15 protein-coding genes are annotated in these 20,365 nt (G+C 60.7%); 6 read left to right on the top strand and 9 right to left on the bottom strand.

Features of this window, described 5'->3' with window-relative positions; translation table 11 throughout:
• The first annotated feature begins 28 nt into the window (after nt 1-28).
• From ACA064_RS02000 to ACA064_RS01980, 5 genes are read left to right on the top strand one after another with little or no spacing between them, the layout of a single operon-like run.
• Complete coding sequence (locus ACA064_RS02000; RefSeq protein WP_497671890.1) at nt 29-514, top strand: hypothetical protein; 486 nt, start codon at nt 29-31, stop codon at nt 512-514.
• Nucleotides 511-1,707, top strand: a complete 1,197-nt coding sequence (locus tag ACA064_RS01995) for a beta-ketoacyl-[acyl-carrier-protein] synthase family protein (protein WP_497671889.1) — start codon at nt 511-513, stop codon at nt 1,705-1,707. The genes ACA064_RS02000 and ACA064_RS01995 overlap by 4 nt, the downstream gene beginning before the upstream one ends.
• On the top strand, nt 1,704-2,168 hold the full coding sequence (locus tag ACA064_RS01990) for a hotdog family protein (protein WP_497671888.1): 465 nt from the start codon (nt 1,704-1,706) through the stop codon (nt 2,166-2,168). The genes ACA064_RS01995 and ACA064_RS01990 overlap by 4 nt, the downstream gene beginning before the upstream one ends.
• Nucleotides 2,161-2,889, top strand: a complete 729-nt coding sequence (gene fabG / locus ACA064_RS01985) for a 3-oxoacyl-ACP reductase FabG (protein ID WP_497671887.1) — start codon at nt 2,161-2,163, stop codon at nt 2,887-2,889. The genes ACA064_RS01990 and fabG overlap by 8 nt, the downstream gene beginning before the upstream one ends.
• Nucleotides 2,889-4,115: a beta-ketoacyl-ACP synthase gene (locus ACA064_RS01980; protein WP_497671886.1), complete on the top strand. Its 1,227-nt coding sequence runs from the start codon at nt 2,889-2,891 to the stop codon at nt 4,113-4,115. Before fabG ends, ACA064_RS01980 begins: the two co-directional genes overlap by 1 nt.
• Before the next feature lie 429 nt (nt 4,116-4,544).
• On the opposite strand, the gene ACA064_RS01975 is transcribed toward ACA064_RS01980, so the two are convergent.
• Nucleotides 4,545-5,444 (bottom strand): LysR family transcriptional regulator, encoded by a 900-nt coding sequence (locus tag ACA064_RS01975; protein WP_497671885.1) that lies wholly within the window; start codon nt 5,442-5,444, stop codon nt 4,545-4,547.
• Nucleotides 5,445-5,595: 151 nt separating this feature from the next.
• Here ACA064_RS01975 and ACA064_RS01970 point away from each other — a divergent pair, with 151 nt between their 5' ends.
• Entirely contained in the window at nt 5,596-6,837 is a 1,242-nt protein-coding gene (locus ACA064_RS01970) for an MFS transporter (RefSeq protein ID WP_497674155.1), read from the top strand.
• A gap of 17 nt (nt 6,838-6,854) precedes the next feature.
• On the opposite strand, the gene ACA064_RS01965 is transcribed toward ACA064_RS01970, so the two are convergent.
• The 8 genes from ACA064_RS01965 to ACA064_RS01930 form a co-directional block, all read right to left on the bottom strand.
• Nucleotides 6,855-7,202 carry a YgiW/YdeI family stress tolerance OB fold protein gene (locus ACA064_RS01965; protein WP_497671884.1) on the bottom strand — a complete coding sequence of 116 codons (348 nt, stop codon included), beginning with the start codon at nt 7,200-7,202 and terminating at the stop codon, nt 6,855-6,857.
• 109 nt (nt 7,203-7,311) lie between these two features.
• Nucleotides 7,312-8,379: a uroporphyrinogen decarboxylase gene (gene hemE / locus ACA064_RS01960; protein ID WP_497671883.1), complete on the bottom strand. Its 1,068-nt coding sequence runs from the start codon at nt 8,377-8,379 to the stop codon at nt 7,312-7,314.
• A gap of 192 nt (nt 8,380-8,571) precedes the next feature.
• Nucleotides 8,572-9,990, bottom strand: a complete 1,419-nt coding sequence (locus tag ACA064_RS01955; protein ID WP_497671882.1) for an FAD-dependent oxidoreductase — start codon at nt 9,988-9,990, stop codon at nt 8,572-8,574.
• Between the two features lie 118 nt (nt 9,991-10,108).
• Nucleotides 10,109-14,557 (bottom strand): glutamate synthase large subunit, encoded by a 4,449-nt coding sequence (gltB, locus tag ACA064_RS01950; RefSeq protein ID WP_497671881.1) that lies wholly within the window; start codon nt 14,555-14,557, stop codon nt 10,109-10,111.
• Nucleotides 14,558-14,905: 348 nt separating this feature from the next.
• Complete coding sequence (locus ACA064_RS01945; protein WP_497671880.1) at nt 14,906-16,492, bottom strand: SPOR domain-containing protein; 1,587 nt, start codon at nt 16,490-16,492, stop codon at nt 14,906-14,908.
• Nucleotides 16,493-16,502: 10 nt separating this feature from the next.
• Entirely contained in the window at nt 16,503-17,603 is a 1,101-nt protein-coding gene (gene aroB, locus ACA064_RS01940; RefSeq protein ID WP_497671879.1) for a 3-dehydroquinate synthase, read from the bottom strand.
• Between the two features lie 147 nt (nt 17,604-17,750).
• A complete protein-coding gene (gene aroK / locus ACA064_RS01935; RefSeq protein WP_489358841.1) occupies nt 17,751-18,269 on the bottom strand; it encodes a shikimate kinase AroK in 519 nt (172 codons plus the stop codon).
• Nucleotides 18,270-18,273: 4 nt separating this feature from the next.
• Nucleotides 18,274-20,352 (bottom strand): type IV pilus secretin PilQ, encoded by a 2,079-nt coding sequence (locus tag ACA064_RS01930; RefSeq protein ID WP_497671878.1) that lies wholly within the window; start codon nt 20,350-20,352, stop codon nt 18,274-18,276.
• Nucleotides 20,353-20,365 lie beyond the last annotated feature (13 nt).

Genomic DNA, 20,365 nt, shown 5'->3' with positions numbered 1-20,365 from the left:
CGCGCAACACCCTTGGAGGTAAAATCTGATGATCCGCGCGCTGCTCTTGAGCTGTGTTCTGCTGCTGAGCGCCTGCGCCAGCCAGGCACCGTTGCCTGAGAGAAACCCGAGCCTGGCGCTGCCACTGCAATTGCACATCGAACGTCAGCAGGCCGGGCAACGTCAGGACTGGCTGCTGGTGATCCAGCGTGAAGGGCCAGGCATTCGCTGGTCGCTGATGGACCCGCTGGGAATCCCGCTGGCCCGTCAGCGTCTGGTCGAGGGCCAGTGGCAGGCTGACGGCTTGTTGCCGCCCAACCCGGAAGCTCGTGAGCTGTTTGCCGCGCTGTTGTTTGCCTTGACGCCTGAGGGCGAACTGCTCGGCAACTACCCAAAGGCGCAACAACAAGGTTCGCAGCGCGAGCTAGGCCCGCGCTGGCAGATTCGCTATCAACAACCACGGATCTTTGAATTGAACCTGCCGCAAGGCTTGCGCTATCACATCACTCCACTGACCGCCGAGACTGCGTCATGACGGCTTATTTGAATGCCCTGGGGCTGATCTGCAGTTTAGGCCGCGGTAAGCAGGAAGTTGCGCGCAAGCTATTTGCCGGAGACTGCTCCGGCATGTGCCTCGAGTCCGGCTGGGTGCCTGATCGTACATTGCCCGTGGCAGCCGTAAAAGGCGACCTGGCGGCGATTCCCGTCGAACTCGCCCAGCAACGCAGCCGCAATAACCAGTTATTGCTGGAAGCCGCACTGCAGATTCGGGATGACATCGACCAGGCGATTCAGCGCTATGGTCGCGGCCGTATCGGTATCGTCCTCGGCACCAGCACCTCGGGCATCGATGAGGCCAGCCAGGGGATTGCCAGCTACCTGCGCGACGGTCATTTCCCCGCAAGTTACCACTATCAGCAACAGGAACTCGGCGCTCCGGCGACCTTTCTCGCCGACTGGTTGCAACTGAGCGGCCCGGCCTATGTGATTTCCACTGCCTGCACCTCCAGCGCCCGGGCCCTGATGAGTGCTCAACGGCTGCTGGACCTGGGCCTGTGCGACGCGGTGTTGTGCGGCGGCGTCGACAGCCTCTGCAAGCTGACCCTCAATGGTTTCTCGGCGCTGGAAGCAGTCTCCGAGCAACGCTGCAATCCGTTTTCGGTCAATCGCCACGGCATCAATATCGGCGAAGCGGCGGTGCTGTTCCTGATGAGCAAAAATGCCAATGCCAAGCAGCCTATTGCCTTGCTCGGCGGTGGCGCCAGTTCCGATGCCCACCATATTTCCGCGCCCGAGCCGAGTGGCCGCGGCGCGCTGCAGGCCATGAATAAAGCCTTGAGCCGCGCGCACTTGCAGCCCGAGCAGATCGGCTACCTGAACCTGCACGGCACCGCGACACAGCATAACGACGCCATGGAAAGCCTGGCGGTCGCGACGCTGTTCCCCGGCGGTGTGCTCTGCTCGTCGACCAAGCCCATGACCGGCCACACCCTCGGTGCCGCTGGGGCATTGGAGGCTGCCTTCTGCTGGTTGAGCCTGGATTGCGACAACATCGAGCATGCCTTGCCACCACACATCTGGGATGGCCAGGCCGACCCCGGGCTGCCCGCACTAAACTGGGTGACCGCGGCTGATCGCCTCGACCAAATTGCACCGCGCTGCCTGATGAGTAACTCCTTTGCCTTCGGTGGCAACAACGTCAGCCTGATTATCGGAGACGCCCCATGATTGATTGGCCGCTCGCCGATTTGATTCCCCACGCTGGCGACATGATCCTCATCGATCAGGTGCTGTCGTTCGACGAAGAGCAAATCCACACCCGCCTCACGGTCAAGCCCGGCGGCGTGTTCAGCCGCCCCGACGGCAGCCTGCCGGCCTGGATCGGCGTCGAGCTGATGGCCCAGAGCGTCGCTGCCTACGCCGGTTGTCGCGCGCGCTTGCTGGGCAATCCCGTGGAGTTGGGATTTCTGCTCGGTACGCGTAAATTTGAATGCAACGTGGAATACTTCCCTGCTGGCACCGAACTGACCCTGCATGCCCTGCGCTCACTGGAAGACGCCAGCGGCATGGGCATCTTCGAATGCCACATCTACGGGCCCGGCATCCATGCCACAGCGCGCCTGAACGTGTACTGCCCACCGCAGCCGACTCATTACCTTCACGAATCCCAGGAGTCCAGTCATGACTGAATCCGTACTGGTCACCGGTTCCAGCCGTGGCATTGGCCGCGCCATCGCATTGCGCCTGGCCCGGGCAGGTTTCGACCTGGTGCTGCACTGCCGCAGTGGTCGTAGCGACGCCGAAGCCGTTCAGGCCGAAGTCCAGGCCCTGGGCCGCAGCGCGCGCATCCTGCAGTTCGATGTGTCGGAGCGGGCCAGCTGCAAAGCCATTCTCGAAGCCGACGTCGAGACCCATGGCGCTTATTACGGCGTGGTGCTGAACGCCGGCCTGACCCGCGACGGGGCTTTCCCGGCGCTGAGCGAGGACGATTGGGACCTGGTGATGCGCACCAATTTGGACGGTTTTTACAACGTGCTGCATCCGGTGATGATGCCGATGATCCGGCGGCGCGCCGCCGGGCGAATTGTCTGCATCACCTCGGTGTCGGGGCTGATCGGCAATCGCGGGCAGGTCAACTACAGCGCTTCAAAGGCCGGGCTGATCGGTGCTGCCAAGGCACTGGCCATCGAGCTGGGTAAACGCAAGATCACCGTCAACTGTGTCGCACCGGGCTTGATCGACACGGCGATGCTCGATGAAAACGTGCCGGTCGAAGAGCTGCTGAAAATGATCCCCGCCCAACGCATGGGCACCCCGGAAGAAGTCGCCAGTGCGGTGAACTTCCTGATGTCTGCCGAAGCGTCCTATATCACCCGGCAGGTTCTGGCCGTCAATGGAGGCCTGTGTTGATGAAGCGCGTCGTCGTCACCGGCATGGCCGGCATCACCTCGCTGGGCAGCGACTGGGAAACCATCGCCGCCAACTTCCGCGCCAACCGCAGCGGCATCCGGCGCATGGATGAGTGGGATCGCTTCACTGAATTGAACACCCGTCTGGCCGGGCCGATCGATGACTTCAAGGTGCCCGCCCATTGGACCCGCAAGCAACTGCGCAGCATGGGCCGGGTTTCACGGCTGGCGGTCGCCGCGGCGGAACGAGCCCTGGCCGATGCCGGGCTGCTGGGCGATGAATCGATCAAGGATGGGCGCATGGGTGTGTCCTGTGGCTCGTCCACCGGCAGTACCGACGAGATCAAAGCCTTCGGCCAGATGCTGCTGAACTCGGTCGCCGAAGGCCTGAACGCCAACTCCTATGTGCGCATGATGCCGCATACCACGGCGGCGAATATCAGCATCTTCTTCGGTCTCACCGGACGGCTGATCCCGACGTCCAGCGCCTGCACCAGCGGCAGCCAGGGCATCGGCTATGCCTATGAAGCGATCAAGTTCGGCCGCCTGCCGCTGATGCTCGCCGGCGGTGCCGAAGAGCTGTGCCCGACCGAAGCCATGGTCTTCGATGCGCTCTATGCCACCAGCCTGAAAAACGATGCACCGCAATCCAGCCCGCGCCCTTACGACCTCGGCCGCGATGGTTTGGTGATCGGTGAAGGCGGCGGCATGCTGGTGCTCGAAGAACTGGAACACGCCCTCGCCCGCGGCGCGCATATTCATGCGGAAATCGTTGGTTTCGGCAGCAATGCCGACGGCCAGCACGCCACCCGACCGGAGCAAACCACCATGCGCCGGGCCATGGAACTGGCGCTGGAAGATGCCGGGATCACGCCTGCCGACATCGGCTACGTCAATGGTCACGGCACCGCCACCGAGCAGGGCGATATCGCCGAAACCCAGGCCACCAGCAGGCTGTTCGGCAGCCGCATGCCGATCAGTTCACAGAAGAGCTTCCTGGGCCACACCCTCGGTGCCTGTGGGGCGCTGGAGTCATGGTTCAGCATCGAAATGATGAACCGCGACCTGTACGCGCACACCTTCAACCTCGATGACATCGACCCCCGTTGCGGCGAACTGGACTACCTGCGTGGCGAGTTTCGGCAGATGAGCAACCAGTACGTGATGAACAACAACTTTGCCTTTGGTGGGGTCAACACCTCGCTGGTCTTTCGGCGTTGGCAGTAGCTGGCAACTGTGTCGCCTGAGTTGGCGCTATCGCGAGCAAGCTCGCTCCCACATTGAATCTTCGGTGTGCATGGGATCTGTATCGACACAGATCCCGTTTGGGAGCGAGCTTGCTCGCGAAGGATCTTGAGCCGTCAAGGGTGATGGGCACCTGGAGAAACTCTCGCTGCCCATCCTTGCCGATCTCTTCGAAATCACTAAGCCTGATTCGTTACCTGAGATGTCCACTCATCTCGTTAAAGATCAAAAGCTCGCAGCCTTCGGCAGCTCCTACGCCGACCATATTCACCTGCGGCATGACTGGTGTATGCAAATCCCCTGTAGGGGCTGCCGAAGGCTGCGATCTTTTATGGCCAGCAAATCGCCAAAGCCATGGTCGACCAGTCCATCGAGCACCTGTGGCCACGCACCCAGCCATAACCGAATGCTTCAACCGATGGGCTCGGCCTTGCGGGTCAACAACTCGACAAACGCCTTGGCCATCGGCGAGCTTTGGTCCTTTCTCTGCACCAGCCATACCGCGGAGATCGCTAGCGGATCGAGCAGCGGTCGATAGACCACGCCCTCGATGCGCATCTGCCGGTACGAGGCCGGAAGCACCGACACTCCCAGCCCCGCTGCCACAAGGCCGATAATGGTCATCGCCTCACCCGCCTCTTGAGCGAAGTGTGGGCTGAACCCGGCATCCCGCGCCAGGCTCAGCAGTTGTGTATATAGCCCGCTGCCATAGCTGCGCGGAAAAAACACAAAAGGCTCAGGGGCCAGCGCCGACAGGTATAGACCGTCCTCACTGCCGACCACCAGTGGATGTTTGGAGCTGAGCACCGCCACCAAGGGCTCGCGCATCAACTCGACCACAGTCAACGAATCCGGCAGTGGCAAGGGTCGCATGATGCCGACCTGAATCGACTGATCCACCAGCGCATCGGCCACTTGAGTGCTGCTCATTTCCCGCAGATTCAGGTGCACCGCCGGGAAGCTCTGGCGAAAGGCGAAAATCGCTTGTGGGATGTTCGAGTTGAACGGCGCTGACGAGGTGAAGCCGATCTTCAGCTCTCCCAGCTCGCCGAGTTGCGCGCGCCTGGCCACGTCGGCGGCTTTGTCGACCTGCGCCAGCACCAGCCGTGCCTCCTCCAGAAACAGTCGGCCGGCCTCACTAAGCTCGACCCGACGATTGGTCCGCTCGAACAATCGCGCACCGACCTCCTGTTCCAGGGCCTGAATCTGCTGGCTCAAGGGTGGCTGGGAGATGCCCAGAACCTGGGCGGCGCGGCCAAAGTGCAGTTCTTCGGCGACAGCGATGAAGTAGCGCAGGTGCCGCAATTCCATGAAAGCTCCATTAGGTCGTTAAACCTATCAAACAGGTCGAACAATATATTGGATAGAATCATTAGCCAGCTATATGCTTTTTTCATTGCCTGACCGGCTGCGCCCCACCGAGGTCCCCGTGAAAACTGCTGTCGCCCCACTAACCCACGAAATGCCGCCTGCCGCGCGGCCCGATGTGGTCGCCGAACTGAATGACACTTACATCGAAAAAGGCACGCCGTCGTTCATGCGCACGGTGCTGGCGCTGTTCTGCGGCGGCTTCGCGACCTTCGCCCTGCTCTATTGCGTGCAGCCGATGATGCCGTTGTTGTCCCGGGAATTTTCCATCAACGCCGCACAGAGCAGTTTGATCCTTTCGGTCGCCACCGGAATGCTCGCTATCGGCCTGCTGATCACCGGCCCGATTTCCGACCGCATCGGCCGTAAACCGGTGATGGTCGCGTCCCTGTTCGCCGCGGCGCTGTGCACAATCGCCAGTGCGATGATGCCCAGCTGGCAGGGCGTGCTGGTGATGCGCGCGCTGACCGGGCTGTCCCTGAGCGGGCTGGCGGCGGTGGCCATGACTTACCTGAGTGAAGAGATCCACCCACAGCACATTGGTCTGGCGATGGGGTTGTACATCGGTGGCAACGCTATTGGTGGTATGTGCGGACGTTTGATCACCGGGGTGTTGATCGACTTCGTCAGCTGGCACACCGCGATGCTGGTGATCGGCGGTCTGGCGTTGATTGCAGCGGCCGTGTTCTGGAAGATCCTGCCGCAGTCACGCAACTTCCGCTCACGCTCGCTGCACCCGCGCAGTCTGCTTGACGGCTTCACCATGCACTTTCGCGATGCCGGCCTGCCGTGGCTGTTCCTCGAAGCCTTCCTGCTGATGGGCGCCTTCGTGACCCTGTTCAACTACATCGGCTATCGCCTGCTGGCCGAGCCGTACCACATGGACCAGGCGTTCGTCGGTCTGCTCTCGGTGGTGTACCTGTCAGGGATCTACAGCTCGGCGAAAGTCGGCGCGCTGGCTGACAGCTTCGGTCGCCGCAAAATGCTCTGGGGCACCATCGTGCTGATGCTGGCGGGGATTGCCTTGACCATGTTCACGCCATTGCCGCTGGTACTCATCGGCATGTTGCTGTTCACCTTCGGCTTCTTTGGCGCGCACTCGGTGGCCAGCAGCTGGATCGGCCGCCGCGCGACCAAGGCCAGGGGCCAGGCGTCGTCGCTGTACCTGTTCAGCTACTACGCCGGGTCGAGCATTGCGGGGACCGCCGGCGGTGTGTTCTGGCACCTGGCGGGCTGGAACGGTATCGGGCTGTTTATCGGCAGTCTGCTGGTGGCGGCGCTATTGGTAGCGCTGCACCTGAGCAAGTTGCCGGTAAAAAACGAACAGGGCCGCTAAGCGGCCCGCGCGAGGGCTCAGTTGATGACTTCCACCAGGTCGACATCGACCTCGCGGCTCATCAGGCCCTTGTCGACCTCGCCGGTCAGCTTGACCTGGGTATTCTCATTGAAGCCCTCCGGCGGCAGATCCTCATCGTCGATCTCGACCGTGATGGTGCCGGTGGCGTCCTTGAATTCGTACTTCTCGCCCTTCAACTTCTGGGTCACATGGCCTTGCAGCACCACCGGAGTATCGTCGGGGGCTGTTTGCGCGGCAGCGACAGTGACCACCGATTGGGCGCCGGGACCGGTATAACCCGCTGTCGCCAAGGCGGCGGTACTGAACAGTGGGGCCAGCAGCAGAACGAAGTAACGGGTTTTCATGACAGTAATCCATTTCCGGTTTTGATGGGCTCAGCATAAGTCGCCAGGCTGAATTAAAACTTAATAAAAAACGCCCGGCATAAGCCGGGCGTTGTTTATTGGGTCGCGATCACTCGTGATACTGCGCCGACAGCTCATGCACCGCGCGCATGAAGGCGCCGGCGTGTTCCGGGTCGACTTCCGGAGTGATGCCGTGGCCGAGGTTGAACACGTGACCGCTGCCTTTGCCGTAGCTGGCAAGGATCCGACCGACTTCGGTGCGGATAGCTTCCGGTTTGGCGTACAGCACGGTCGGGTCCATGTTGCCTTGCAGCGCAACTTTGCTGCCGACGCGCCGGCGGGCTTCGCCGATGTCGCAGGTCCAGTCCAGGCCCAGTGCATCAGCGCCGGCGTCGGCGATGCTTTCCAGCCACAGGCCACCATTTTTGGTGAAGAGGATGACCGGTACTTTGCGGCCTTCGTGTTCGCGGATCAGGCCGCTGACGATTTTGCGCATGTAGGCCAGGGAGAATTCCTGGTACGCCGCCGCCGAGAGATTGCCGCCCCAGGTGTCGAAGATCTGCACCGCTTGCGCGCCGGCCATGATCTGGCCGTTGAGGTAGGAAGTCACCGACTGTGCCAGCTTGTCCAGCAGCAGGTGCATGGCTTGTGGGTTGTCGTAGAGCATGGCCTTGGTCTTGCGGAAGTCTTTCGACGAGCCGCCTTCGACCATGTAGGTGGCCAGGGTCCACGGGCTGCCGGAGAAGCCGATCAGCGGCACGCGGCCGTTCAGCTCGCGGCGGATGGTGCTGACTGCATCCATGACGTAGCCGAGGTCTTTGTGCGGATCAGGGATCGGCAGGGCTTCGATGTCGGCCAGGGTGCTGATGACTTTCTTGAAGCGCGGGCCTTCGCCGGTTTCGAAGTACAGGCCCAGGCCCATGGCATCGGGGATAGTCAGGATGTCGGAGAAGAGTATTGCCGCATCCAGCTGTGGATAGCGGTCGAGCGGCTGCAGGGTGACTTCGCAGGCGAACTCCGGGTTCATACACAGGCTCATGAAGTCACCGGCCTTGGCGCGGCTGGCGCGGTACTCCGGCAGGTAGCGACCGGCCTGACGCATCATCCACACCGGGGTGACGTCTACGGGTTGCTTGAGCAGGGCACGAAGGAAACGGTCGTTCTTCAGGGCAGTCATGTCGGCATCCGGAAAAAAAGTGCGGGCATTTTCTCAGAGCTAGACGCAAAAGGCACGGTAAGAGCCGTGCCTTTTGTCTATCGGGTCAATTGGTCGCAGGGGAGCAGCTCCAAGTGGCAAGCTGCAAGCCGCAAGCCGCAAGTACCGTGGCTTTTAGCTTGCCACTTGGAGCTTGAAGCTTGTCGCTGCTATTCAGACACCCAGGTAATCCAGGATCCCTTCGGCTGCGGTGCGGCCTTCGAAGATTGCTGTCACAACCAGGTCAGAGCCGCGCACCATGTCGCCACCCGCGAAGATTTTCGGGTTGCTGGTCTGGTGCTTGTACTGGGCTTGCTCCGGGGCTATGACGCGGCCCTGGCTGTCGGTCTGGATGTCGAACTGCTCGAACCACGATGCCGGGCTTGGACGGAAGCCGAAAGCGATGACCACGGCATCGGCCGGGATGATCTCCTCGGAACCCGGAATCGGCTCGGGGCTGCGGCGGCCACGGGCGTCCGGTTCGCCGAGACGGGTCTCGACCACCTTCACGCCTTCGACCCGGTCTTCACCGACAATGGCAATCGGCTGGCGGTTGTAGAGGAATTTCACGCCTTCTTCCTTGGCGTTCTTCACCTCTTTGCGCGAGCCCGGCATGTTCGCTTCGTCACGCCGATAAGCGCAGGTCACCGACTTGGAGCCCTGGCGGATCGAGGTACGGTTGCAATCCATCGCTGTGTCGCCACCGCCGAGGACCACGACCTTCTTGCCCTTCATGTCGATGAAGTCTTCCGGCGACTTTTCAAAGCCCAGGTTGCGGTTGACGTTGGCAATCAGGAAGTCCAGTGCGTCATAAACGCCCGGCAGGTCCTCACCGGCAAAGCCGCCCTTCATGTAAGTGTAGGTGCCCATGCCCATGAATACGGCATCGTACTCTTCGAGCAGTTGCTCGATGGTCACGTCCTTGCCCACTTCGGTGTTGAGACGGAACTCGATACCCATGCCGGTGAAGACTTCGCGACGATTACTCAGCACGGTTTTTTCCAGCTTGAACTCGGGAATGCCGAAGGTCAGCAGACCACCGATTTCCGGGTTCTTGTCGAACACTACCGGGGTCACGCCGCCGCGTACCAGCACGTCGGCACAGCCCAGGCCCGCCGGGCCCGCACCGATCACCGCGACACGTTTGCCGTTCGGTATGACCTTGGACATGTCCGGGCGCCAGCCCATGGCGAAGGCGGTGTCGGTGATGTACTTCTCCACCGAACCGATGGTCACCGCGCCGAAGCCGTCGTTAAGGGTGCAGGCACCCTCGCACAGACGATCCTGCGGGCACACCCGGCCGCAGACTTCCGGCAGGGTGTTGGTCTGGTGCGACAGTTCGGCGGCCTGGAGGATGTTGCCCTCAGCCACCAGTTTCAGCCAGTTGGGAATGAAGTTGTGCACCGGGCACTTCCATTCGCAGTACGGGTTACCGCAACCCAGGCAGCGGTGGGCCTGATCGGCCGACTGCTGGGGTTTAAAGGGTTCGTAGATTTCCACGAACTCTTTCTTGCGTTGACGCAACAGTTTCTTCTTCGGATCCTTGCGCCCGACCTCGATGAACTGGAAGTCATTATTCAGACGTTCAGCCATTCTCAAAACCTCTTAACAGCAGCTACAAGCTTCAAGCTGCAAGAAAATCATATTTAACCGGCACACCGCGCATCGCTTCGAGCTTGCAGCTTGAAGCTTGCGGCTTGCAGCTGCGTCGTTACTGCGGATTCGCACGAGTGCTGGAGAGCAGAGATTTCAAGCTCGCCGCCTTAGGTTTGACTAGCCAAAAACGACGCAGATAGTCATCGAGGTTTTCGGCGAGGTTACGGCCCCACTCGCTGTTGGTTTCCTCGACGTATTCGTTCAGCACGCGTTGCAGGTGGCTGCGGTAGGCTTCCATCGTTTCTCCGCTGATCCGCTGGATTTCCACCAATTCGTGGTTGACCCGGTCAACGAAGGTGTTGTCCTGGTCCAGTACGTAAGCGAAACCGCCGGTCATGCCCGAGCCGAAGTTGTAGCCAGTCTTGCCCAGTACACAGACGAAACCGCCGGTCATGTACTCGCAGCAGTGATCGCCAGTGCCTTCGACCACGGTATGGGCACCGGAGTTACGCACTGCGAAACGCTCGCCCGCGGTACCGGCAGCGAACAGCTTGCCGCCAGTGGCGCCGTACAGGCAGGTGTTGCCGATAATGGCGCTGTCCTGAGTCTTGTAGGCGCTGCCGATCGGCGGAACGATGACCAGCTTGCCGCCGGTCATGCCTTTGCCGACGTAGTCGTTGGCGTCGCCTTCCAGGTACATGTTCAGACCGCCAGCGTTCCACACTCCGAAGCTCTGACCGGCAGTGCCTTTGAAGCGGAACGTGATCGGCGCCTTGGCCATCCCCTGGTTGCCGTGAGCACGGGCAATTTCACCGGAAATCCGTGCGCCGATGGAACGGTCGCAGTTACAGATATCCAGCGAGAAATCCGCGCCGCTCATATCGTTGATCGCCGAAGTGGCCATCTCGACCATTTTCTCGGCCAGCAAGCCTTTATCGAACGGCGGGTTGCGCTCCACCTGGCAGAACTGTGGTTTGTCCGCCGGAATGTGATCGCTGCCGAGCAACGGGGTAAGGTCCAGATAGTTCTGCTTGGCGGTCTGACCTTCGAGGATTTCCAGCAGATCGGTACGCCCGATCAACTCTTCGAGGGTGCGCACGCCAAGCTTCGCCAGCCACTCACGGGTTTCTTCGGCGACGTAGGTGAAGAAATTCACCACCATGTCGACGGTACCGATGTAGTGATCCTTGCGCAGCTTGTCGTTCTGAGTCGCAACGCCGGTGGCGCAGTTGTTCAGGTGGCAGATACGCAGGTATTTGCAGCCCAGCGCAATCATTGGCGCGGTGCCGAAACCGAAGCTTTCAGCGCCGAGGATTGCCGCCTTGATCACATCGAGGCCGGTTTTCAAGCCGCCATCGGTCTGCACCCGGACCTTGCCCCGCAGGTCGTTGCCGCGCAGGGTCTGGTGGGTTTCGGCCAGGCCGAGTTCCCACGGTGCACCGGCGTACTTGATCGAGGTCAGCGGCGAAGCGCCGGTGCCACCGTCGTAGCCGGAGATGGTGATCAAGTCCGCATAGGCCTTGGCCACACCGGCCGCGATGGTGCCAACACCCGCTTCCGCTACCAGCTTCACCGAGACCAGCGCCTTGGGATTGACCTGCTTGAGGTCAAAGATCAGCTGCGACAGGTCTTCGATGGAATAGATGTCGTGGTGTGGCGGCGGCGAAATCAGGGTCACGCCAGGTACGGCATAACGCAGTTTGGCGATCAAACCGTTGACCTTGCCACCTGGCAGCTGACCACCTTCGCCGGGCTTGGCGCCCTGAGCGACCTTGATCTGCAGCACTTCGGCGTTGACCAGGTATTCCGGGGTCACGCCGAAACGGCCAGTGGCCACTTGCTTGATTTTCGAGCTTTTATTGGTGCCGTAACGCGCAGGGTCTTCGCCGCCTTCACCGGAGTTGGAACGCGCACCCAGGCGGTTCATGGCTTCGGCCAGAGCTTCATGGGCTTCCGGCGACAAGGCGCCCAGGGAGATCCCGGCGGAGTCGAAACGCTTGAGAACCGATTCCAGCGGTTCGATTTCGCTGATATCCAGCGGCTGCTCAAGGGTTTTGACCTTGAACATGTCGCGAATCATCGAGATCGGACGGTTGTCCACCAGCGCGGTGTATTCCTTGAACTTGCTGTAGTCGCCTTGCTGCACAGCGGCCTGCAAGGTGCTCACCACGTCCGGGTTGTAGGCGTGGTATTCGCCACCGTGGACGAACTTCAGCAAACCACCCTGCTGGATTGGCTTGCGCGGGCTCCAGGCTTCGGCAGCCAGGGCTTTCTGCTCGGCTTCGAGGTCGACGAAGCGCGCACCCTTGATGCGGCTCGGTACGCCACGGAAGCTCAGCTCGCAAATCTCTTCGGACAGGCCGATGGCTTCGAACAGCTGCGCACCACGGTACGAGGCGATGGTCGAGATACCCATTTTCGAGAGGATCTTGAGCAAGCCTTTGGTGATGCCTTTGCGGTAGTTCTTGAACACCTCGTAGAGGTCGCCCAGCACTTCACCGGTACGGATCAGGTCGCCCAGCACTTCGTAGGCCAGGAACGGATAGACTGCCGAAGCACCGAAGCCGATCAACACCGCGAAATGGTGCGGATCGCGCGCAGTGGCGGTCTCGACCAAGATGTTGCTGTCGCAGCGCAGGCCTTTTTCGGTCAGGCGGTGGTGTACCGCGCCGGTTGCCAGCGAAGCGTGCACCGGCAGTTTGCCTGGTGCGATATGACGATCGGTCAGCACGATCTGGGTGCGACCGGCACGCACGGCTTCTTCAGCCTGATCGGCGATATTGCGCACCGCAGCTTCGAGGCCGATGCTCTCGTCGTAGTTCAGGTCGATGATCTGACGCTCGAAGCCCGGCAGATCCAGGTTCATCAGCGAGCGCCACTTGGCCGGAGAGATGACCGGCGAGCTGAGGATCACGCGCGAAGCGTGTTCCGGCGACTCCTGGAAGATGTTGCGCTCGGCACCGAGGCAGATCTCCAGCGACATGACGATAGCTTCGCGCAGCGGGTCGATCGGCGGGTTGGTGACCTGCGCGAACTGCTGACGGAAATAGTCGTACGGCGTGCGGACACGCTGAGACAGCACGGCCATCGGCGTGTCATCGCCCATGGAGCCGACCGCTTCATAGCCTTGCTCACCCAATGGGCGCAGCACCTGGTCACGCTCTTCGAAGGTGACCTGGTACATCTTCATGTACTGCTTGAGCTGGTCGACGTCGTAGAAAGCCGAACCGTGGTCGTTGTCTTCCATGGTCGCCTGAATGCGCAGGGCATTCTTGCGCAACCATTGCTTGTATGGATGGCGCGACTTCAGACGGTTGTCGATGGAGTCGGTGTCGAGGATCTGACCGGTCTCGGTGTCCACCGCGAAGATCTGACCCGGGCCTACGCGGCCCTTGGCGATCACGTCTTCAGGCTGGTAGTTCCAGACGCCGATTTCCGAGGCCAGGGTGATGAAACCATTTTTCGTGGTGACCCAACGCGCCGGGCGCAGGCCGTTCCGGTCGAGCAGGCACACCGCGTAGCGACCGTCGGTCATTACTACGCCAGCCGGGCCGTCCCACGGTTCCATGTGCATGGAGTTGTATTCATAGAACGCGCGCAGATCGGCGTCCATGGTCTCGACGTTCTGCCACGCTGGCGGAATGATCATCCGCACGCCACGGAACAGGTCGATGCCGCCGGTGACCATCAGCTCGAGCATGTTGTCCATGCTCGAGGAGTCGGAACCGACACGGTTGACCAGCGGGCCGAGCTCTTCCAGATCGGGTATCAAATCGTTGGCGAACTTGGTGCGACGGGCCACGGCCCAGTTGCGGTTGCCGGTGATGGTGTTGATTTCGCCGTTGTGCGCGAGGAAGCGGAACGGCTGAGCCAGCGGCCATTTCGGCAGGGTGTTGGTGGAGAAGCGCTGGTGGAACACGCAGATCGAGGTTTGCAGGCGCTGGTCACTGAGGTCTGGATAGAAGGCGGTCAAATCCGCCGGCATCATCAGGCCTTTATAAATGATGGTCTTGTGGGAAAAGCTGCAGATGTAGTGGTCGACGTCGGCGGCGTTGGCCACGGACGAACGACGACGGGAACTGAACAGCTTGATGGCCATGTCCTGATCGCTCAGGCCTTGACCACCGACGAAGACTTGTTCGATCAGCGGCAAGCGCTCCAGCGCCAGGCGGCCGAGTACGCTGGTATCGATTGGCACTTTGCGCCAGCCGACGAGTTGCAGGCCGGCAGCCAGGATCTCGCGGTTCATGTTCTCGCGAGCGGCTTCGGCGCGGACCGGGTCCTGGTTGAAGAACACCATGCCCACGGCGTATTGCTTGGGCAGATCGATGCCGAAGGTTTCCTGAGCAATGGCGCGCAGGAACAGATCCGGTTTTTGCATCAGCAGACCGCAACCGTCACCGGTCTTGCCGTCGGCGTTGATCCCACCGCGGTGGGTCATGCAGGTCAGGGCCTCGATGGCCGTTTGCAACAGGGTATGGCTGGGCTCGCCCTGCATATGAGCAATCAGGCCGAAACCGCAGTTATCCTTGAATTCATCTGGTTGGTACAGACCTGCTTTCATAGACACTTTCTCACCAGGCTGCCTCTTATCGAGACAAATTTCTTTTCAATTCAACCACTTACCTTCCGCGCCGAACGTACGCCAGCTTTGCGGGGGCAAAAGGGAGGTCATTGTACACACCGACACAGACGCTCACAAATTTGGCGACGAAATGTCGCAAATCTATGTCGCATTTATGAAAGGTTTAAAGCGATCTGCTGTGCTAGTCAAAACTTTTTTAATTTTGACCGCTACGACTCAAAACTACAGTGACGCAGACACCACAAGGCACGCGGCTCTGAGAGCGGCATGCGCCTGCGGAAATTTTGAGGTGCCGGGAGAGGCGGCCTGGGTAAGGCCGCCCAATCATCAGCGAGTTGTTGCCAGTTCCTGTTGGACGCTGGCAACAGTGCGAGGCCAAGGTTTACCAGCCTGAACCTTCGCTGGCAAGGCCTTGATAGCGGCGACAGCTGCGTCGCGGTTGGCAAAGTTACCGTAAGTGATCACATACAGTGGCTTGCCTTGCAGGACTTTCTTGAAATAGCGGTACTCGCCGCCCTGCTCTTTGACAAAGTTTTGCGCAGAGGCTTCGGAGCTGGTGCCGAGGATCTGCACCACGTAATTGCCCGGCGCTTGCCCGGCGTACCAGCTACCGCCGGTGGCGGCCTTGGCGACATTGACCGGTTTCTCGACAGGCTTGGTGACCGGTGCTGGCTTGGCCACTGGAGCGGCAACAGGTTTGGTCACAGGCGCGGGCTTGGCGCTGGCAATCTGGGTCGGAGCAGGTGTCGGGCGTGCTGCTGGAGTGGCTGCCGGACCGGCCGTGAGACCTGCTGGCGGCGCGGTAGTGGTTACGGTCGGCGGCGTGTCGCTGGAGCCTTCGACCGGCACACCGTCGTCGCCTTCGGTGATGCCGCCAGCGGCTTCAGCCAAGGGACCGCGCATGACCGGTTGCGACTGACCGACCAGCGGCAGTGGCATCGGCTGCGAAGACCCGGCGAACTCGACAGCCGGATTGCCGCTGCCGTTCGGTTGTGGCGTCTCTTGCCCCAAGGGCAATTGCGCCTGTTCAGTGGCTGGAGCACCGGTAGTCGGCGCCTTGCTACGACCCGGCATCATCCAGGCTGCTGCTACCGCCACCACGACGACAGCGGATATCGCCAATACGTGTTTCTTCGGCATAGTGAACCCCATACTTGGACGCTTGACCGCTGAGCGGCTGGCAATCATGGCTTCGATCATTGCATCGCGAGCGACCTGATTGATCGTACCCGGCCAGCCATCGGAGCTTTCATGAATATCAGAGATCTGATCTGCGGTGAAAAGTTCGATTCCCCGGCCGGCGCCTTCGAGACGCTGGGCCAGATATTCCCGGGTTTCTTCTTCGGTGTAGGGCTGCAACTCGATGACGTGGAAGCGCTCTTCCTCGGTGCTCAACTGTTCAAGACCGGCGATCAGCGACGACTCACCGAACAGGAATACGTGCGGGCGACCTTCCGGAGCTCCCGCAGCCAGCGCCAGCAACACCTCGAGCGCGGACTCGTCGAGTTGCTCGGCATCATCGATCAGCAAATAGACTTCCTGACCAGTCAATGCAAGCTGCACCACCTGAGACAGAATCGCGCCGATCTCGGCCTGGGCCACGTTCAGCGCCTGAGCCACCTGACGCAACACACCTGCCGCATCGCTGGCGCCACGGGCGGAAACCACCACGCTTTGCACGGACTGCTTGTTGGTGCTGGCGACCAGCGCCTGACGCAACAGGGTCTTGCCACTGCCTTGCGGCCCGGTCACGACCAGCAACAGCTGGCTGTAACGAGCCAGATGGTGCAATTGCCCCAATACCGGCTTGCGCTGGGCAGGGAAGAATTTGAAGCCAGGCACCCGTGGAGCGAAAGGGTCATGACTTAACTGGTAATGGCCGAGGAAAGCCTCGTCGGCATGCAAACTAGTCATCGGGATCTTATCAACCTTTAAGCTGAGCCAGAGCGCGGTAATCCGCTCCCAGCGTGGCCTGTAAAACCTCTTTCGGATAATCGTCGGTCACTACGGCTTCGCCAATGCGGCGCAACAGCACCAGACGCAAACGACCGTCGATTACTTTCTTGTCGATTGCCATGTGTTCGAGAAAATCGGCTTCGGTCATCTCCTCCGGCGGAATGACCGGCAACCCGGCGCGCTGGAACAGACGAATCCCTCGATCACGCTCTTGCGCGGTGATCCAACCCAGCCGCGTGGACATTTCCAGAGCCATCACCGTTCCTGCGGCGACCGCCTCACCATGCAGCCAGACACCATAGCCCATATGGGTTTCGATGGCGTGGCCGAAGGTATGCCCCAGATTGAGCGTAGCGCGTACACCGGACTCACGCTCGTCAGCGCCAACCACTGCAGCCTTGGCCGCACAGGAACGTTCGATGGCGACGGTCAGCGCCGCCTGGTCCAGGGCCCGCAGCCGATCAACGTTTTCTTCGAGCCAGGTGAGGAAGGGTTCGTCGCAGATCAGCCCGTATTTGATGACTTCCGCCAGGCCTGCGGACAATTCGCGGGGCGGCAGGGTATTGAGCGTCGAGGTGTCGATAAGCACTACGTTGGGCTGATAGAAGGCGCCGACCATGTTCTTGCCCAGCGGATGGTTGATCCCGGTTTTGCCGCCCACCGACGAGTCGACTTGCGACAGCAGCGTGGTCGGCACCTGGATGAAATCGACGCCGCGCTGGTAACAGGCGGCGGCAAAGCCGGCCATGTCACCGATAACACCGCCGCCGAGAGCGATGACGGTGGTGCGGCGGTCATGCCGGGCGGTGAGCAAACCGTCGAAAATAGTCTGCAGGGTTTCCCAGGTCTTGAAGGCCTCGCCGTCTGGCAGCACCACGGAAATGACCGAAAACTGCGCGAGGCTGCGGGTCAGACGTTCGAGATAAAGCGGTGCAACGGTCTCGTTGGAGATGATTGCCACTTGCCGCCCGGCGATATGCGGCGCCAGGAGTTCGGGTTGCCCCAGCAAACCTTCGCCAATATGAATCGGGTAGCTACGCTCGCCTAAATCGACCTTAAGTGTCTGCATGTGTCCCCACAGTGAAAAATGAAGCTGGCGTCCGGCCCTGCATCAACGGCCGGCGACGCCAGATTTTCTGACGTCACTCGATAATCCCGAGCCCTGAGTTGAAGCGCTCAAGGCTGGAGCCGAGAATAGCGCATTTCGCCTCGCGCATTAACGAGGAGGAAGCTGCTGCAAGCGATCCAAAATGTCCAAAACGACCATTCGTGGCGGCCGCTCATCGGTTTCCACCACCAGATCGGCGATTTCCCGATAAAGCGGATCGCGGATCGCCAGCAAATCCCTGAGGGTTTTTGCTGGATCAGCGGTACGCAACAGCGGCCGATTGCGATCGCGGGCGGTGCGACCGACCTGCTGCTCCACCGAGGCATGCAGATACACCACACGGCCACCGGCATGCAGCGCCTTGCGATTGGCATCGCGCATGACCGCGCCACCGCCGGTTGCCAGCACTACGCCGTCGGCTGCGCAGAGCTCGGCAATCATCGCCTGCTCACGATCACGAAAGCCCGGTTCGCCTTCTTTATCGAAGATCCACGGGATATTGGCGCCCGTGCGCAATTCAATTTCCTTATCGGAATCTTTGAATGGCAGGCGCAGCTCTTTGGCCAGCAAACGGCCAATGGTGCTTTTTCCAGCACCCATTGGCCCAACAAGAATCAAATTTCGCACAGAATCAATGACTCACAGCAATCGCCTGGTTATTCATGATACGCGGAGTCAGGAATACCAGCAGCTCGGATTTTTTCTCCGAAACAACATCCCTTCGGAAAAGGCGGCCAAGATACGGCACATCTCCAAGAAATGGCACCTTATCTACCACCTTGCTTTGAGTATTTGAGAAAACCCCGCCGATAACGATGGTTTCCCCATCGTTGACCAGCACCTTGGCGTTGACTTCGTTCTTCTTGATAGGCGGGACATCGTTGAGCTTGTTCAGGTAATCCGGCTCATCCTTGGTGACCTTGACCTCCATGATGATGCGGTTGTCCGGGGTGATCTGCGGCGTCACCTCCAGCGACAGCGAGGCCTCCTTGAAAGACACCGAGGTTGCGCCGCTGGAACTGGCTTCCTGGTAGGGGATTTCAGTGCCTTTGAGGATCTTCGCGGTTTCCTTGTCGGAGGTGACCACTTTCGGCTGAGAGACAATTTCCCCGTTCCCGGTCTTCTCCATGGCCGTCAGCTCCAGGTCCAGCAGCACGTTATCGGTGATGAAGGCGATGCCCAGACCCGAGGTGTTGCCGACCGTGCCCATATCGACGAACGGCGAGTTGGTATTGGTGCCACCCGGGGTGCCGATAGTGCCCGACGTATTGCTGCCGTTGTCGACGCCCGAGGTGTTCCAGTTGCCCTTGTTCTGGAGCGAGCCACCCCAGCGCACGCCGAGGCTTTTGTCGTAATCGACATTGGCTTCGACGATCCGCGCTTCGATCATCACCTGGCGCACCGGGATATCCAGCTGGGCGACGATGCGCCGTAATTCATCGAGGCGGTCCTGGGTCTGGTAGGCAATGATGTTGTTGGTCCGCTCATCCACGGTAATCGAGCCCCGCTCGTCCGTTTCCGACTGTTTGTTGGTCACTGACTTGAACAGCTCGGCGATGTCCTTCGCCTTGGCGTAGTTGACCTGCAACAGCTCACGTCGCAGCGGTGCCAGGTCGGCGATCTGCTTTTGCGATTCCAGCTCCTGGCGTTCGCGGGCGGCGATTTCATCCGCCGGGGCGACCAGCAGGACGTTGCCGATCTTGCGTTTGTCGAGACCCTTGGTTTTCAACACCAGGTCCAGGGCCTGATCCCACGGCACATTCTGCAAGCGCAAGGTAATGCCACCTTGCACCGTGTCACTGGCGACCAGATTGAGATTGGTGAAGTCGGCAATCAACTGCAGCACCGAGCGCACATCGATGTCCTGAAAATTCAGCGACAGCTTTTCACCGCTGTAGGCGACGCGATCGGCGTTACGCTTTTGCAGGTCGTCGACGGTCATGGGCCGGACACTGACAGTCAGCTTGTTGTCGGTCTGATAAGTCGAATAGTCGAAGGCGCCACTGGGCTCGATGGTGATGCTGGTCTTATCGGCGGCAGCACTGGCGCTGACGAACTGCACGGGCGTGGCGAAATCCTTGACGTCCAGCCGGACTCGCAACGGTTCGGGCAATTGGGTTTTGGCGAAGTTCAGGATGATCTTGCCATTGTTTTCCTGGATATCCGGACTGATGCCCGGATCAGACAACTCGATGACCACGTTGCCCTCGCCCAACTCTCCGCGCTGGAAATCCACGCCGCGGATGGCCTTACCCGCTGGCGCAGATACCCTGGCCGGTGTCGGGGTGGCCGCTCGCGGCGCACTCGACGCGGGCTTCTGTGCAACCGCCCCGCCCTGACCGACCACCACGAACAGCTGGTTGCCCTCGACGCGCGTGGTGTACGGCGCCAGCGTCGTCAGACTGACGATCAGCCGCGTACGCCCCTTGGCCTCGACCACCGTCACGCTGCGCGCATTGCCTCCGCCCAGATCTCGACTCTTGTTCGCCAGCCCGACGGTCACCCCCGGCAAGTCGAGGGCGATTCGCGCGGGCTGATCGGTGGTATAGCCAGCGGGCGCGGGAGGCGGGCCGTCGAATGTCAGCTTCAGCTCGACACGGTCTCCCGGCAGCGCGGCGACATCCAGCGCTTTGAGGTTGGCCGCCAGAACCATCGGCGACAGCAGCGCTATCCATAGTGCAATACCGAGGGATGAAATAGTCCTGCTCATTATTCAAGTTCCA

Source organism: Pseudomonas sp. LBUM1658, assembly GCF_059716055.1.
Note: the sequence above shows the minus strand (reverse complement) of the source record. Positions and strands in the feature narration are given on the sequence as shown.